The sequence below is a fragment of the Rhodomicrobium lacus genome (assembly GCF_003992725.1).
Classification (GTDB): domain Bacteria; phylum Pseudomonadota; class Alphaproteobacteria; order Rhizobiales; family Rhodomicrobiaceae; genus Rhodomicrobium; species Rhodomicrobium lacus.
In genome coordinates this window covers 471,328-487,437 of record NZ_RZNF01000002.1, presented here as the reverse complement: position 1 = coordinate 487,437, position 16,110 = coordinate 471,328, and the positions used below count along the sequence as shown (strand labels likewise).

General features: G+C 53.6%; 18 protein-coding genes and 1 pseudogene. 16 read left to right on the top strand and 3 right to left on the bottom strand.

Annotated elements, in window-relative coordinates:
* The first annotated feature begins 618 nt into the window (after nt 1-618).
* The 8 genes from EK416_RS03050 (at nt 619) to EK416_RS03015 (ending at nt 7,735) form a co-directional block, all read left to right on the top strand.
* Nucleotides 619-837, top strand: a complete 219-nt coding sequence (locus EK416_RS03050; RefSeq protein WP_127076001.1) for a hypothetical protein — start codon at nt 619-621, stop codon at nt 835-837.
* Entirely contained in the window at nt 834-1,598 is a 765-nt protein-coding gene (locus EK416_RS03045; protein ID WP_127076000.1) for a BRO family protein, read from the top strand. Before EK416_RS03050 ends, EK416_RS03045 begins: the two co-directional genes overlap by 4 nt.
* A 23-nt stretch (nt 1,599-1,621) precedes the next feature.
* Nucleotides 1,622-1,753, top strand: a complete 132-nt coding sequence (locus EK416_RS18075) for a hypothetical protein (RefSeq protein ID WP_281023856.1) — start codon at nt 1,622-1,624, stop codon at nt 1,751-1,753.
* 470 nt (nt 1,754-2,223) lie between these two features.
* On the top strand, nt 2,224-3,111 hold the full coding sequence (locus tag EK416_RS03040; RefSeq protein ID WP_127075999.1) for a lysozyme family protein: 888 nt from the start codon (nt 2,224-2,226) through the stop codon (nt 3,109-3,111).
* A gap of 14 nt (nt 3,112-3,125) precedes the next feature.
* A complete protein-coding gene (locus EK416_RS03035) occupies nt 3,126-4,211 on the top strand; it encodes a trypsin-like serine peptidase (RefSeq protein WP_127075998.1) in 1,086 nt (361 codons plus the stop codon).
* A gap of 1,021 nt (nt 4,212-5,232) precedes the next feature.
* Nucleotides 5,233-5,790, top strand: coding sequence for a hypothetical protein (locus EK416_RS03025; protein WP_127075997.1), 558 nt, complete (start codon nt 5,233-5,235; stop codon nt 5,788-5,790).
* A 56-nt stretch (nt 5,791-5,846) separates the two neighbouring features.
* Nucleotides 5,847-6,677, top strand: coding sequence for a CHAP domain-containing protein (locus EK416_RS03020; protein WP_127075996.1), 831 nt, complete (start codon nt 5,847-5,849; stop codon nt 6,675-6,677).
* Complete coding sequence (locus tag EK416_RS03015) at nt 6,674-7,735, top strand: S1 family peptidase (RefSeq protein ID WP_164729828.1); 1,062 nt, start codon at nt 6,674-6,676, stop codon at nt 7,733-7,735. The genes EK416_RS03020 and EK416_RS03015 overlap by 4 nt, the downstream gene beginning before the upstream one ends.
* Nucleotides 7,736-8,369: 634 nt before the next feature.
* On the opposite strand, the gene EK416_RS03010 is transcribed toward EK416_RS03015, so the two are convergent.
* Nucleotides 8,370-9,623 (bottom strand): hypothetical protein, encoded by a 1,254-nt coding sequence (locus EK416_RS03010; RefSeq protein ID WP_127075994.1) that lies wholly within the window; start codon nt 9,621-9,623, stop codon nt 8,370-8,372.
* Between the two features lie 573 nt (nt 9,624-10,196).
* Between EK416_RS03010 and EK416_RS03005 the strand changes: the two genes are divergently transcribed.
* The 4 genes and pseudogenes from EK416_RS03005 (at nt 10,197) to EK416_RS02990 (ending at nt 12,062) form a co-directional block, all read left to right on the top strand.
* Nucleotides 10,197-10,718: a hypothetical protein gene (locus EK416_RS03005; RefSeq protein WP_127075993.1), complete on the top strand. Its 522-nt coding sequence runs from the start codon at nt 10,197-10,199 to the stop codon at nt 10,716-10,718.
* 38 nt (nt 10,719-10,756) lie between these two features.
* Nucleotides 10,757-11,476 carry a hypothetical protein gene (locus EK416_RS03000; RefSeq protein ID WP_164729827.1) on the top strand — a complete coding sequence of 240 codons (720 nt, stop codon included), beginning with the start codon at nt 10,757-10,759 and terminating at the stop codon, nt 11,474-11,476.
* Nucleotides 11,477-11,520: 44 nt separating this feature from the next.
* Nucleotides 11,521-11,685, top strand: a pseudogene (locus tag EK416_RS02995) (type II toxin-antitoxin system HigB family toxin); the annotation flags it as partial.
* Nucleotides 11,682-12,062, top strand: coding sequence for a helix-turn-helix domain-containing protein (locus EK416_RS02990; protein ID WP_164729863.1), 381 nt, complete (start codon nt 11,682-11,684; stop codon nt 12,060-12,062). The pseudogene EK416_RS02995 and the gene EK416_RS02990, both read left to right, overlap by 4 nt.
* A gap of 94 nt (nt 12,063-12,156) precedes the next feature.
* On the opposite strand, the gene EK416_RS02985 is transcribed toward EK416_RS02990, so the two are convergent.
* Nucleotides 12,157-12,351 carry a hypothetical protein gene (locus EK416_RS02985; RefSeq protein ID WP_127075989.1) on the bottom strand — a complete coding sequence of 65 codons (195 nt, stop codon included), beginning with the start codon at nt 12,349-12,351 and terminating at the stop codon, nt 12,157-12,159.
* Nucleotides 12,352-12,696: 345 nt separating this feature from the next.
* Between EK416_RS02985 and EK416_RS02980 the strand changes: the two genes are divergently transcribed.
* The gene (locus EK416_RS02980; RefSeq protein ID WP_127075988.1) at nt 12,697-13,527 is read left to right on the top strand and encodes a DNA-methyltransferase; all 831 of its coding nucleotides are present in this window, start codon (nt 12,697-12,699) and stop codon (nt 13,525-13,527) included.
* 15 nt (nt 13,528-13,542) lie between these two features.
* Here the strand turns inward: EK416_RS02980 and EK416_RS02975 are convergent, their stop codons facing one another.
* Entirely contained in the window at nt 13,543-13,905 is a 363-nt protein-coding gene (locus EK416_RS02975) for an HVO_A0114 family putative DNA-binding protein (protein WP_127075987.1), read from the bottom strand.
* Nucleotides 13,906-14,085: 180 nt separating this feature from the next.
* On the opposite strand from EK416_RS02975, the gene EK416_RS02970 reads away from it, so the two are divergent.
* From EK416_RS02970 to EK416_RS02960, 3 genes are read left to right on the top strand one after another with little or no spacing between them, the layout of a single operon-like run.
* On the top strand, nt 14,086-14,937 hold the full coding sequence (locus EK416_RS02970) for a hypothetical protein (RefSeq protein WP_127075986.1): 852 nt from the start codon (nt 14,086-14,088) through the stop codon (nt 14,935-14,937).
* The gene (locus tag EK416_RS02965) at nt 14,934-15,530 is read left to right on the top strand and encodes a hypothetical protein (protein WP_127075985.1); all 597 of its coding nucleotides are present in this window, start codon (nt 14,934-14,936) and stop codon (nt 15,528-15,530) included. The genes EK416_RS02970 and EK416_RS02965 overlap by 4 nt, the downstream gene beginning before the upstream one ends.
* Nucleotides 15,527-16,087 carry a hypothetical protein gene (locus tag EK416_RS02960; protein ID WP_127075984.1) on the top strand — a complete coding sequence of 187 codons (561 nt, stop codon included), beginning with the start codon at nt 15,527-15,529 and terminating at the stop codon, nt 16,085-16,087. The genes EK416_RS02965 and EK416_RS02960 overlap by 4 nt, the downstream gene beginning before the upstream one ends.
* The last annotated feature ends 23 nt before the right edge of the window (nt 16,088-16,110 follow it).

The window sequence follows — 16,110 nt, the reverse complement described above, 5'->3', positions numbered from 1 at the left end:
AAACTATTGATTTTAATATATAATATAATAGGGGAAAGCGTAGTGGGACGGTGGGACGCCAAAATATACGCCTCGTGTGCGTGGGCGCTCGCGCGCGGGCATGCGCCCGCACATGCGCGTCGCGCGTCATGAGGGCATGGTTTTTGGCGTCCCGCGTCCCACCCCTGAGCCACAATATAAAAAATCAATATAAATCAACGCTTTAATACCAGAAATGGCCGGGACAAAGGGCGGGACAAGCGTAGGGACGGAGCATTTGCAAACGCGTTCGTTGACATGATGTGAATAGTTTTGATACTCGTCTTCCAAGCGGGCGCGCTGGTAGGTCGTTGCCCGTTGACGAGTGCGAGGATCAGAGCCTATGTTGTTGGCGGTGCTCAACACACCTTCTTACACTAGGCGGAGCCGCGCCCGTCAGTTTATCGCGGTTTTTTCGTGCCCATGGGAATTGCAACACCTCCTCGCTTGGAGGCTGTTCGCCTATGGCCGGGTGTCTGCGGCCATACAATACCCGCAAGGGGAAAGCCGTGGGCCGTGCCTAGTGACGGTGTTGAACCACCCGGTCTTCCCCCTCTTCAACAAGGTGGAGGATCGCTTCAACAACACTAGGAGCCTCCAATGGCAATTTCACTCGCAATCCCTTCTGAACATCGTGAAGCGGCGCCTCTGCTTGGCGATCCCCTTGAATCGCTCCACCGCGTCGCGAATTTGCTGCTGACCACCCTCGAAAGCCGCGCGTCCGATGAGGACCGCTGGGCATGCATCGACCTCGCCACGGAGATCCTCTTCGGCGCCGTCGCGAAACTGGAAAACACCCGCGACGGGAGGGAGGCATGAACACCGGCAACGCAATCGTGCCGTTCGATTTTGAGGGGAAAAACGTTCGCATCATCAACCGCGATGCCAATCCGTGGTTCGTGCTCGCCGACGTGTGCTGCGTGCTGGAGATCGCGCAGGCCGCCAGCGCCAACCGCCGCTTGGATGCGGACGAGAAGGATGTGCTTACTATGCACACCCCTGGCGGCGTGCAGCAGATGACCGTCATCAACGAGTCCGGCCTTTACAGTCTGATCCTCACGAGCCGCAAAGAGAGCGCCAAGCGCTTCAAGAAGTGGGTCACGTCGGAAGTTCTGCCATCGATTCGCAAGACGGGCTCATACAGCGCCCGCCAGGCCGAGGAGCCGCGCCGGGGCGAACTGCCCCTCGCGGACGAAGTGCTCGCCTTGAAGCGCTTGATGCTTTCAACCACCGACTATGCTGTTGGCCTTGAGAACCGGATCATGGACCTGGAGCGCAAGGCCTGGCAGATGCCGGTAGACGGCTGGGCCCGCGATTGGTTCGAAGCAAGGATGACTGCGGCCGGGATCAAGAGCTTCACCGAACTCGCCGAGCGGGTGTGCGTGTCGAAGAGCATGCTGTCCTTCATGCTGGATGGCAAGCGGTCGACGGCTCTGCCGGTTGCGCGGGGCCTCGCCCGCGAGCTAGGAGTGCCGCTCATCGAGATCGCGCGTCGCACTACGGGGCCGGCCATGGAGGCGCTGCTTGAGGGCGAAGCGCTTCGCGCAGAGAAAGGGCGCCGCGCCGGCAGCGCAGCCTGACGCCCGAGCAAGAGGAACTGGCGGTGGCCCTGCGTAGACAAGGGCTGTCCATCCGGGAGTGCCACAAAGTGCTGAAGCAGGCCGGCGCGATCTCCACCCCGCACATGACGCTGCATCGGTGCTTCGTGCGCCACAGGCTCAACCGCCACGCGTGAGAACCAGCAGGCCGGGAAACCGGCCTGCTCTTCCCTTTGACGCGGACACGGGACGAGACGACGCTTTCAAGCGAGTCCAATCGGAGCTCTTTTAAGACAAGGCAGCAAAAGGCCTTGCGCAGACCAGTATGCAGATATCAATACCGCGGTTGGAAGAAGAGCCGCCATTTTCCTTTTGTGAATGTTCGTGTCGGCGTAACTCGGCCGGAACCTATTCAGCGGCTGCGTGTTGAAGTACACTTGTTGCATCACATCGACTGGGTGACAACGGCGTCACCGCAGGCTTACCGCCTGCACCAATGCAACCTGAGCTCCGCTGTGTTCCGTTCGTTTTCCTATTCGCAAATACTCACAAGACGGTGATTTGTGTTTTGTATTTAAGTTCGTTATCTTCTATCAAAACACCACTTTGTTGCTTGGCATCTAAGCGCTCGCATTTCTATCTGCTTACAAATTAAGTTGGTGGTCCAATGCGTAACCTAACCTTTCCTGATGCGTTCGTGCGTCGAGCTTTTCTCCGCGATACACTCGCGTTGGCAGCCACTGCCTGCCTACCAATCACGTTCAGTACCGCTCAGACCTCAGCGCAACTGTTCGAGGGTTATCTGGGAAATCTTGAAACTGATCCCAGTCTGTCCATTTCCAATCGAGCGCGCGATGAGCTTGACCGCATTATCGAGTATGGCCTGGAACGCGCGCCCTTACGCATCCCGAAGTCCCGCACACCGATCTCTGAGCGGGCGAGTAGGCTGATTATCGCCTCCGAGGTATCTAGTAAAAAGAAATACCTGCAAAACTATCGTAGGCCGACTTGGCCCAAAGGAAAATCCGGCGTAACAATCGGCATCGGTTACGATGTAGGTTACGTTACTGTTTACGAATTAGGCGAGGACTGGAAGGGTTATATTCCCGAAGCTCAAATAGAGAAGCTTGCGGAAGCATGCGGCAATACAGGGAGTGTAGCCGCTTCGCTTGCCCAAAATCTACAGGATATCTCGATCGACTGGGAGCCCGCCCGCAACCAGTACGTCAATGAAGGGCAACCTCGCTACGTAGGCATGACTGAAGCGGCACTTCCTAATACGAGAATGCTCAGCCCAGACAGCCTGGGTGCGCTTGTCTCCCTCGTTTACAATCGCGGGCCCTCTTTCGGCATATCGGAAGCCAAGGATACCGAGGGGCGTTACCGTGAAATGCGTAATATTAAGAGGATGATGACGGAAAAGAACCTTAGTGCTATACCAGCCGAAATCAGATCTATGAAGCGCATCTGGGAGGGTGTACCTGACATGCGCGGCTTATTAACAAGAAGAGATGCTGAAGCTTCTCTCTTCGAAATTGGACTTGAACATCAGTAAATCGCGAGCTGACTATGGCTTTAGTTCATCTATGTGCGTTCATTTTCTTATTGAACTGTGTATACGTTAGTTCGGCCTTTTCAGAGCCTGTCGATACCCACTCCCTGGAGTCGTCTTCTTCTCAACCCATAGACAACTACGAGCAAATTAATAACATGGGTCCGCGCGACCCGTTTCGAAGGGCAGCGAGTTCTGTTGGAATCATAGCGTTCGACTTGGTGAATGGTAGCTACATTAGCTGTTCGGGCCTGCTGATATCGCCAACCCTTGTCCTTACAGCACGTCACTGTCTCTATCGCAGTATTCCTGGAACGGGGGAGCTTGAACGTTATTATGCGAGGAACGTTACCTTCACTTTGGATTATACGAAGCCTGCCAGAGGTTTAGATGTCGAGTTGGAGACCGAGCCGGCCGAAATTGGTGAGGGTGAACTTGACTATATGCTTCTAAAGACAAAAACGCCGGTATCTCTTGAAAATCGATGGGTCCCAAACGGGGGGGCTGATCCAGATCCTAAGGATGAGCTTTACGTGATTCATTTTCCTTCTAGTCTGCCGCTCAGGTTGACTCGGAAGGACTGCCATGCAGCGGATCCAGCGCTGAGCAATGTGAATTTCAACCATCTATGCCAAACGGCTCAAAGCAGTTCTGGCGCACCTTTCTTTGATTTTAGTTTTCGGCTAATTGGGATCCATACGGGCGGTGGCTTCGGACCTACCGGAGGCACTAACCAAGGTGTCCGCCTAGTCTCGATTTTGCAGCGAAGTAGCCTCCTCCGCACGGCATTAGCGCAGCATGGGAGGGCCATGGATGGGTTCACAGCCTCCATTTCACCGAGACCTGTGGAGGCAACAAAGCTAATCAAACTCGCTACCGGTGATATTATTGCAAACGACCCTAATGGCTGGTTTCGCACAGTCGGCAGTGGCGACAATTCAAGACGTGTCGACCTAAAAATTCAAAGTAGCGCTGCTCAATCTAATGAAATACAGCTTTGGGATCCCACACAGGATGTTATTTACAAGATTTCGCCTGACCAAAAATCTGTGAAACTCAAGCAGGGAAATGCGCCATCATGGTCGAGCATAGGGGTCAGGTAGACTCGTTTTTGCGATACCTCCGTAATGTGGGCATGACATTACACGCAGGGAGCACCGCCTTGCGTGTCGGAGCTGTCTTGTTACTCAACCCCTTGCTGGATGCCTATGCGGAGCCAGCTAGTTACGTATTCACCCAGGATCTTACAGACACGAGTCTGCCGTCAGGGATTGAGAAGAGACTTGCGCCAAGTGCCAGTGAGGAGCAGCGTGAAGAATTTCTCCGGACGCAGCCCTCATTGACACTTGATGGTATGACCTTACGCTTTACACCGCCTGCCCAAGGAGGAAGCAAGGCTTTTATGTTTAATAAGCTTGAGCTCAAACGGGGTGCGCGAATTGTTACTAACGGCGTCGATGTTGAAATCAACGCCCTAACGTTGATTTCCGATGGAGGCCACTTACTCTCTTTCGAGCCTGCTCAACAGCCAACTAACCAGGCTTCCGTCGGGAACAATGGGGCATCGGGCTTACTAGCGGGAACTCTTGTTCTGCAAAGTTTCATCAAGGATAATGGTATTTTGCACGTGTCACTGCGCGGTCAGAACGGACAAATCGGTGGAAAAGGCATGCAGGGCCCGAGAGGTGCACCTGGACCGCGTGGCGAGAATGCCGCGGACCATTTATTCGACTGCGCACATGGCGGGGGCAACGGAGGTCCTGGTGGGCGTGGAGGGTCGGGAGGACAAGGTGGCAACGGGGGCGCTGGGGGCGATGGCGGGCGTCTTGTCTTGAGAGGGCCTATAATCAACCAGCGAATGCAGATTGACTTTGAGGCACCCGGCGGAAAGGGCGGCAAGGGTGGTGAAGCCGGGCCAGGTGGGGATGGCGGCCTGGGGGGACAAGGCGGCAGTGGAAGCACTTTTTGCAGAGGAGGCATCGCTGGGGCTACGGGTTCTTCGGGAGAACCAGGAAGTCCCGGTAAGGAGGGGCAAAACGGTCATGACGGCATCATAACCGTTGAATAGGGTAATAAACATCGCGCTCTTGGGTGCCGAGATCGGCTTCAATGGGATACCATCGAATGATCAAGCTTCCATTTCTATGTATTTCTGCGGTGTGCGCAGGTGTGCTGTTTTTGCGTTACGACACCACCGCCGCGCCCTGCGAGCCTGCTTGTATCACGAGCGAGGCTGGATTGACATCGCAGCCACAGGCTCGCGTAGTTTCAAGTCCCGCATCTGACTCATCAACTTCTGACTGGTCACTGATTACCGAGGAAGAAATCGTTCGCGACCAAGGCGTTCATCCTCCGGAATTTTACCCGAAACCTCCTATCGGGGCACCAACTATAAAGGTGAATCAACCGGATGCAAGTAAGCCTATAAAGTCCCCCGTAACCATCGAGATAGAATTTCAAGCCGAAGATGGCGCTACTATTATACCATCATCAATTAGAATAACTTATGGATGGCTCGAGATCGACATTACACAAAGAGTGCTCGCACATGCCAAATTAACACCAGAAGGTCTGAGGGCTACCAACGCAAAACTTCCGCAAGGGCATCATAGCGTAACTCTTAAAGTAGCTGATAGTAAAGGTCGTGTGGCCAGCAAGGTGTTGGAGTTTACGGTTGTATAGTCTAGTCAGGAAAATCTGTCACTGTTTTCTTCCTCGCATGTTCGAGAGAGGTTTAAATGAGAATAAATCGCAGGGATATGCTCGTTTCCGCTATTTCATCTTTGGCTTTGATCCAGACAACGAGCTTCGCTCAAACCCCTACAACTCCGGATAGTTTAAGGATCAGCGAACTTCCCCCCCTACCCGCCGACCTCGCTTCGCAGGCTAATGAGCCGCCAGCGCCCTATGCCGAAACTGCGCCTATTGGCACGACAGAACCCAGTGATGACGAAAAGAGCAAAGCTTACGAAATACTACTGCAATCTCCTTTTGGCGTGGCTCCCATCGACGTTGCGCAATATTTCCTAGCGGTTGGTGCAGGGGCATACGGCGCTGAGTACCGACCTTTGGTTCGAGAATGGCCTGTTAGGGCTAATCCTCTAATTTGTCACTTTTTCTCCGCGACGCTAACAAAGCCTCAAGGCGACACAACCGCATGGTGTGCCGCTTTTGTGAACTGGTGCCTGCTCCGTTCGCACGCTACGACGCCCGACGAGATCGGTGCATCGCCGGGATATTACTCTGTTAGCGGAACGAGATTTCCTGACGAGAACCTGCGCAAATTCAGCACCAATAGTGCCAGCTCGGGCTCATTCCGATGCTGGGCCGGAACAAGTTCGCCAAAGCGTGGGGACATTGTCGTCTTTAAGAATGCGGGGACCGATAGTCTGACGGCTGCTTGTCAAGGTCAGGGCCACGTCACATTCTTCCTCAGCATACCAAAGGCGGGTTGGGTGCGTGTGCTTGGCGGAAATCAAAGCGATCCAGGCAGCAGCGGGGCAATTACCGTTGCTGAAAGGCGCACAAGCCCCGGCAGCAACTTTATGAAATTTGTAAGTGCGAAATGAGGCGCATCATGCGGGCGCGATTTTGGCTTTCAAGTTGTTGTCTTCTGGTTGCTCTGACGACGGAATCGCGCAGCGCTGCATATGCGGACAGCTTGAAACGGATCGTTGAAACGTCGTTTCGAAACGCGATTGTCAAAATTGACGTGAGCAGCAAGATACCGGTGATAAGGGATGGGAAAAACCTTTGTCTCTCAGAAGGCACCGGTTTCCTTGTTTCATCATCCTTTGTTGCGTCTGCAGGACATGTATTTGAACTCGATCCCGGATGCGGTGAACTAACAATTGTTTTAAGGTCCAGACGCAATAACGTTGAGCGCGTGGCAAAGCTTATCGAGTCAGCCAATGATGTCGCCCTGCTGAGCGTTGAGGAACCGTTTCAGAGTCCGATGTGCTTTGTTACTTTAATGTCAGACGTTTTTGACATCGACGGTTTTCGGATCGGGATTCCAGGGGGGCTCCAGGATCCCGTCCCAAAGGAGGTCGTGATAGGCCTAGATGGCGAAGAATGGAAACCGCTTGTGTTATTAACGCCAACACCGGTGGAACATGGCGAAAGTGGTGGACCTATCATCGTTGATTTCAACGTCGTCGGCATCATGAAAGCTAAGCATATGACGTACAGCGGCTATAGCTTCATGATGAAAGGGAGTATTCTTCGAAATTTGATGCTGAAATATAAGGTGCCTTCGAACGGACAGATGTGCAATCCCGTCACTATTAGGATGGTCGGCAACTCGGCAAGTGTTCAAGCCGACAGCGATTTGAGCCCAGCCGATCAAAGCATAGTCCTGAATCAGATTAAAAAAGTAGTTACGGAGAAAAAAGCGTCAGTTCAAAACAAAGTACAGGTAAACCAGGTTGGGTCGTCCGTAAACATATCAGGAGGTCCGCAAGTTATCATTCGACAACATTGCACAAACATCCTATTTGGCCAGCTTTGCACCTCCGTGCCCGAGATGGTTTATGACCCTGCTGCAGCAAGTGCAGCCGCAAATAAGGTCGCATCAGAGATTAGGGAGCAGGCAGCCGTGGAGCTTTGGAGCAAATTAAAAAACTAAACCAAAATGCGAACCGGAGCGACCTCCGTTCCGGGGTCTTATCGCCATTTTTGAATCTTCTTGGTTGGCTGGCAACTCTGGTCCTTTTCCGCTTCTTGTGGTTCTGCTGCCAGTTCGAAAAACATGAACGGCGGGAATCGACCCAAATGTGTCTTGAATCGCCGCATAGCGAGGGCGAGGCGCTCTCTCACGCAAAGACGGCGTCGATTATCGACATCGCGTGTCGGACGCCGTGCGCGGCTGTCCATCCGTGAGTGCCACAAGGAGCTGAAGCAGGTCGGCGCGATCTCCACCTCTCACACGACCTGCATCGGTGCTTCGTGCGGCGCAGGCTCAACCGCCACGCGTGAGAACCAGGCAGGCCGGGAAACCGACCTGCTCGCCTTTGCCGCTGACCTGCTTCGAGACGAACGTTCTTACGCGGTTTCCAAAGATGATCCCGCTCCCGGCTTGAATCCCGTTCAAAACAAGGTCGCAGAAGGAAGAAAGCCGAAGCTTATTGGTAAAACCGTTTTTCTGCTGCCAAGGGTAATGCGGCTATTCGAGCGTTCCACGATTCCAATGCATGCTTGGAGTACGCTTGTCTAGGCATTCTACGGTGCGGCAGAATACCTTAGCGATGTTTCTTAATAATCTATCGAGCAGGAAGCTCATGCGCGGCGACAATGTCGTCAGTGAGAACCTTCGACCTGTCCCGCGCCGCTAGGTCGTAAAAATCAATGAGAAACTCTCTGAGCACGGACGTCCATTCAGTAGCATCAAAGCTCTCCACCGAATACGCCCGGGAAATGTACTCCTTGCGGATCGGACCCGCATAATCCCCCGAGGAAAACTCGACGCTGGGAACGAGCAAGAGTTGATCGGTCAGACCAACAGCTCCGAACTCTACTGTAAAGGGCGGACGTAACTTAAGTTCTCTCTCATAGACAAGGCGGTAATTCTCCAAAGCCGCCACGAAGGCCTTTTCGACATCAATCGCTACTAGAAAGGGCGGGTTCCCATTTCGGAATGGCTCTTCGCTTGCTCCCCAGAGCTCGCCCGTCTCGAAAATCTGGGTAAAGCTCGTGATGCCGTCACCGTGCGGCTGAAGATTGATGGCTCCCCAGCCGTTACGATTGCACGAGGAACTGATCAGCCGCTGCAGAGGCATCAATTGCTGGGCAACTTCGATTACCCGGGTCAAGCCAACCCGAGGCTGATCCGCATAAGTCGGATAAAGCCGCAGAAAGATGGCCCTGCTTCTTTTGAAGCGCATCTCCTGCTCGCCAGGGTAGCCGAAGTTCACAAGCACATCCTCCGGCTGAAAGAAAAATGCAGGTGGCCTCACTGGCGCTATGGGCGCGAAGGGATCATCTGAGCGCTTCTTGTTGAGAGCATTTTGGGCCATTAGCCTCAAAATGCCTTCTAACTCTCCAGAGAGTTTTGTCCGGGCAGCACGCCGATCTCCATCGGGGCTACCCGGCGGCAACTCATACTGCGTGGGATGCCGAACGTGACCCAGATCGAAGGGTAGTTCGGTCGGCGGGCCATAGTGCGTGTTCATAATGGGCATCATAGCCTCGAACGTCAGCGAGCGAAGCGCATAGCCGTATTCAACCATAACGTTGGGATTGGGAACTCGCTTGCCGGCATCGGTTTTTGCGACGAAAGTGAGATCAGGCACAAAAATGTCGGATGACCGGATCTTTGCGAGGATCGTTTCAGTAACCGCAGGAGTGCCAACAACGCCCTCTGTATCTGCGTCGATTTTAATTCCAACTCCAAGAGCATTATCCTCATTTATGCGGTTCGCTGCATCATCTAGAGCCCGACGTATGAAGTGCCGATTTCCCTTCTGATCCCTATCGCTCTGCCAAGCATAGAAAACATTGATTACCCGCTTCGCCATTTTACTTCATTCCCGCTTATACCTGTATTTCGGCGTTGATGCTGGCATCGAGTTTCCGCTTGCTCTCCGCAGCGTCCGACCTTGACCTCTTCGTCGTTACGCGCTTCCCCGTGGCCAATTTTGTCGGCCAGAATAGCCCTTAGCCAGCGAACTGAAAAGCGTACAGCGCGGCGTCGGCTTGATGCGATCCCATCTCGACCTTGGCGGCCGAGAGTAATGGAGAGATGGCTTCCTGGCCCGATCCTGAAAGGGTTAGGCGAGAAATCGGCCATGGTACGGAGTGTAGCCAGATGGTTTCCACCTTATTCCGACATGTATCCTAGGATAGCCTGCGCGGCCGGTGTCTACAATCTCACGGTGACAGTTTTGCACTCTCCTCATACAGCCACCGTCGAACTCTAACGTCGGCGGGTCTGACCGTTTGCTCTGGGGCTCGTTCTTTCTGCGGAATCCCGCGCGAAGCTAGCCCACCAACTGCCTTCAATACTTTTTGCAACACGTCTCTATCACATTGACATCGCGACTTCAACGCTATACCTAAGCTGCATAGCAACCCTTGGCGGGAGTATCGGAATGGAAGAGAAGGATGCGGTTGTCGTGTTCACGGCTAGAAGCCCTGACCGGATCATAAATGAGGGAGGCTCGCAGGCGTGGGTTCTAAATCCCGCCCGCGCCAAGCTCGCGAGGTGGCTGGTTTGCACGCAAAACCGGCACAATCCCAATTACGAATTTTCCGACGCGACGGAGCCGCATGGCGCGGCTTTTTTGGTTGGCAGAATATCGGGAGTGCGGCGATCACCGGAGGAAGGGTCAGAAGATCGCTGGATCATCGAAATTGGCGAATTTGCTCTCGTGAGCGTCCCGGATGTTTGGAAGCACTGGCGAAACCCGGTGCGCTATATGTCGATTAAGGAGCTCAGCATCGACGTAAAGTCCCTTTCATTCGAGCCTATGCCGAAAGTGTCGGAAGCGACAGCGGTTCCTCCAGTCGCCGCAAAGGCTTCGGGTGCGCTAACGATTGCGGAAGCCAAAAAAGGCATTGCACTGACATTCGGCGTGCATCCCGATGCCGTCGAAATCACGATCAGGGGTTGATGAGAAGGTTGATGTCGAACTGTGATAGATCTGTGACCTTGACGGGTAACGACTTGAATATTGATCGCTTTGCAATGGCTTCGGCGTTGGTAGAACGGGCGCAATCGCACAAGGAGTGGATCGGCGACGATCATGGCGACCGCTACGAGGAGGCCTTGGTTTCCGGGGCTATTCCGGAAGAGATGCAGATTGTGATCAAGGAAATCTTCGATCATCTTAGGGCCGCATTAGATTATTGCGCCCAGGAGGTCTGGAGGCATTTTTCGGGAAATCCGCAAGGCGCTAAGGTTTACTTTCCGATCGCCAAAAAGGGGACGAGAGAAAATGAATTTCTGTCAATTATGAACCGACTTATGCCAGGCGTAGCAAGGGCCTCGTCCCCAGCTTACGAGGCTTTCAAAAGCTTTCAAGCCTTTGCGGACCAAGATAATTCATGGCTTCCTGAGCTGGCGACGGTCGTTAATCAGACAAAGCATTTCCATTTGCAAGTGGCTTCTATTCCTCAAAGGAGCATCGTATTTGCTCACAATGGAAACGGTGTTTCGCTAATGTCATTTGCGGAGGGACACGCGCCTAGCCGAGGAACGGCACCATGGATGATGATCAAGGCCACGCAATCTGAAATCGAGCGCGGAGGGACATTTGATGTCGCCTTCCTCCAATTGACGGATATACAAATGGAGCTGCGTTTATTTCTTCATGAAGCGATCTCTGGAGTGAGTCGTGTCATCGAGGAATGCCGAAAGCTTGTTACTTAAGCCACGCTCCCTCAAAAGCAAATGGACTAGGTCACCGACCCGCCTTCGGCACCTCGGTCGATTTCGTTGGCGACAATCGCGTGATTTTCGATATTGGCGGCAACAAATTCCGCCTGATCGTGCATTTCGCCTATCCCTACCGCCGCGGGCTGATCAAGCTCGTCGGCACCCACAAGGAGTATAACAGGATCAACCCGGAGGCGATCTGATGGATATTCGACCGATCCGCACTGCTGAAGATCACGCATGGGCGCTCGCCGAGATCGCCCGTTACTTTGAAGATCAACCCGCGCCCGGAACACCGGAGGCGGATCGCTTCGATGTGCTGGCCGATCTGATCGATGCGTACGAGGCCCGGCACTTCCCGATCGAGGCGGTCGAGCCGATTGACCTGTTGCGGACGCACATGGAGGTGACCGGAAAAACGCAGACCGATCTGGCCGCGCTGCTCGGATCGCGCGCACGTGCATCGGAGGTGCTGAACCGCCGTCGGGCGCTGACCGTGGACATGATCCACAAGATCAGCACCGGTTGGGGCATCCCGGCAGACTGCCTCGTGCGGCCCTACCATCTGAACGCGGCTTAATCGGGCGGGTTCTCCAGGCCGTTACACCCGCGCTGACGCCTTTATATTGATGCCGAACACGGGCGAAGCGCACGCTCCACCCGCGCCCTTTGCTTCACGAAAGCCTCTCGCGCATTTCCTTGATAGCCGCTCCCAGGAGGACAGTTTCAGGCGTCAGGTTGGCTTGTTCTGTGAGGGCTTTGAGCTCCACCATCATGGAGAGAAGGAATTCGAACCGGTCCAGATCGGTCGGCGTTTCTTGCGTAGCGGGATCCGCACGGAAGGCGGTCTCGGAAAGAATAGCGGTCATCGAACTCATCCTCACAAACTCGGTACAGGTTCATTTGATTAAATATGGAAAAATTGATTTGTCGATATGGAATCTATAGTTAACTTCCATAAGGGAGAGGTCCGCGAGGCGCTTGTGCCTTTTTTGTCAATAATTTCAATGTAGTCGGCGCTTCGGTTGTAGCTTATCGGTGCGCTCTCCTTTCTTATGAATCTGGATCCAATATGATCGGTTCAACGCCTGTGGGAAAATCCACCGGTAAGCTGTTGGCCTGTCAAGAAACGGTGTTTACATATTGTGAACAGCGGGACATGCCTACATGCGCGCGGAGCTTCCGCGTAGGCAAAGGCACTTGCAGGGGGCACCATGAACCTCACGACTGGCGCGGCGAAAGAGAAAGAGCACCGAGACATCATCGAAGCGCTGCGCGAGCGGCTCGCGCGTTCGCGCGTCCAGATCGGCCCGCACACCCTTTACAATGCGGACTGCCGGCTCGCGTTGGCGGAGTTGGGCGGGTTTGACGCGGTCATAACGGATCCGCCCTACTCAAGCGGAGGCTCCACACAGGCCGCGCGCAACCAGGCGCCGAGCAGAAAGTATCGCTTTACGGGGACGAAGAAGACCGATCCCGACTTCGGTGGCGATAACCGCGACCAGCGCTCGCTCACGCTTTGGTGCTCCGATTGGATGGCCGAGTGCCTGCGGGCAACCCGCCAGGGCGGCGCGCTCATGTGCTTTATCGATTGGCGGAACCTGCCGGCGATCATCGACGCCTGCCAGGTTGGAGGGTGGGTTTATCGGGGTATCGTCCCTTGGGACAAGACCGAGGCGGCGAGGCCGAACAAGGGGTGGTTCCGCACGCAGGTCGAATACATCGTGACCGCCACCGCGGGGCCGATCACGCGGGACTCCAGCGCGCAAGGGATCTGCCAGACGGGCTATATCCGCACCCCGGTGATCGCTAAAGACAAGCACCACATCACCGGGAAGCCGGTGACCTTGATGCAGGAGCTCCTGCGCACGCGGGACGACTGGCAGAACGTGCTCGATCCGTTCATGGGCTCGGGCACCACGGGCGTGGCGTGTGTGAAGATGGGGCGCATCTTCACCGGAATAGAGTTCGAGCCCCGATATTTCGACATCGCGTGCCGCCGCATCGAAGACGCGATGTCGGAGCAACATGCAGAAGTCGCGTAGCAGCGAGCCCACAGCTCAAGCCGCGACGTCGACATCATAGGCAAACGCCAGCTTGTCGTAATTGAAGCACACGCCATCGCTTGTTCGCTCGATCACGCCTGCGTTGATGAGCCTTGTGATGTCGCGATGCACGGCCTGAACATCGCGGCCAACGCGTCGAGCCACCTCGCGAATTGCGAGCGGGCCTTGCCCGGCAAGCGCCTTCACGATGGCGATGCGGGATGGCGCAAGAACCGTGTGCATATCGTCGTAGCTGGCGAAGCTCACGGCTTCATAAGGCACTTCGCGTCGCTCGCCGGCTTTTACCGCGTCGAGCGCACCGGCAAACGCCTTCCCGAAGTCGGCAAGGCTTTCGATTCTGATGTGAAGCGTCTTCATTTGATGAGCCTTTGCACTTCGGTGTTGTGACGCGTAACAACGTCTGCGTTGTCAACAATGACATCATCATGCGAAGGAGACTAAAAAAAAGGCGCTCGTTTACCTATTTGCGATATGATGCGGTGCTTGTGACACGCTCGTCAAAAACCTAAACGTGTTGAAAGTGAAAGGCCCGTACCAATGCCTTCCCTGCAGATTGAGCCTCAAAATTCCGCGCATTCAGTAGATGACTTTTTTCTGGCCATACGTTTTGCAAGACCAGTATCTGAAAGCGCTCATTTAAATGCAGTTATATTAGGAAGGAAACTAGCAGAGGGACACGATCTTCCGGCTGAAACATCTGAGGCCGGATTATCAATAACTATAGATCCATTTTCCGGCTTGCAACCGCACAACGCAGGAGCCCCAAGCAGGATATTTAGAAGATTTACTCCCATGGGCAGCGTAGAGGAAGAGCTTCGAATTGAGAGGAACCTTGTCGGCTATCGCACAGGAATATATGATCGATGGAGTGGAATAGTCGAGAAACTCGAAACGTTGGTATTTCCACTTGTCGAAATATACACAAATGAAGTTCCTCTACTTGATTCCGTAATTTTGCAGTATGTTGACCGCTTCAAAGTCAAAGGTAAGCGCGAAGTGGATTGGAGTGAGCTCTTTCGACAAGACACCCCCTGGGTTGTTAGTGGCATGCTTCGCACACGGACGGCATGGCATTCTCATTGCGGTCGCTTCGAAGAGCAAAATTCAAAAGCGGGAGAGCGGCGTTTGGTCAACGTTAATGTCGATGTCGGGGAGCCAGCCGAAACGCTCGGCGGCGAACCAACAAATTCGCTCGCCATCTTGACTCTGTGCTCGGATAATTTTATCCGACGAGGAGTAGCTCCCGTCCTGATGGACAACGCAACGATCGCGTCCAACTTACGGGCGCGCTTTGACGCACTTCATGTGCGATCAAAAGATATCCTGAAAGAAGTCATTGCTGACGCCTATATTAAGCGAATCGGTCTGGACAAGGCTCCTTCGACATGAGCGGCACACGAACCTATTTCGTTCCCACGGCTCCGGCATCGCAAACGTTTGCGGTTGAACCGTTACCGGATGATCGCCCCAACCTATCGGTTTGGAGTGACTTTACGTCAGGTGCCTATGCAAATAATTTGGTATGGGTTTCCGGCTTAAGTCCGAGTGTAACCGATTACGTTGCTGATCTTAACTCGCCAATATCTGAGTTTAGGCGGCATTTATTTGCAGAGCATTTGGCACAAATACTGCCCCAAATCGAACGTCTTAATTCGATGAAAGAGGCCGCATCCGAATGGGATGGCTATAATGCTGTTCCACCAAAAGGTGGAACTTTAGATCGAGCAGAAAATCTGCTTTTTCTTTTTGCAGACCAAGGACTGCCGATACCGACAGCCTCGGTTTCCTCGACAGGCAACGCAACGTTAGTGCGTAACGACAGCACTTATCTTGACCTAGAAGTTCACGAGAACAACACGATAAGTTGGCTTGTGCAGCTTCCCAACGGACCAGAAGTCGAAGGTGATGAGCCTTTCGACGGGACGAGGAGAGCTCTACGTATTCTTAATATCCTCAAACACGCTCCTGGCTCAAATACATGACATCTTGCCGTGAACTATTTTCAACAAAAGGTTTAGAAGGAAAAGACTTACAACAAAAAGTGGAGGAGCAGTTTCCAAACGGAGCATGCGAGGCTGAAGCAGTAAGCGAATGCTCGTCTGGGCCCGTCGACAATTCTGAAACAATGGCCCGTCTCATTTTCTCCCCCATCCACTTGGATGAAAGAGGAGACATAGTTTCATCTGCATTTAGTGATGCCTGGAACAGCGATCTATCGGTTTTTCGTGAAGAAAAGGCATCTCGCGAGGAATTAGATTACGCAATTACCAAGGTAAAAGAAATCGGCCTCGCCAAAGTGCCGCCTAGGCCGCGCGAGTTGGTGGCCGTAGGAATGGCAAAGGCTAGTGTGGTTCGAGCCATTCGAACGAAATCAAATTCAAATGCGTTCAGAATTTATGATACAGCGAACGCCAATGCTCCAGATCATGCGTCTGTATTTGTAACAAAGGCTGGGCGTTCGGAAATGTCCGAGAAGCAAGTACGTCGCCGCCTTTTTGAGGTATTCGTAAGATCAAAAAAATATCGAGACATTCTCTAATCTGCTACATTTCTCGTGACGAT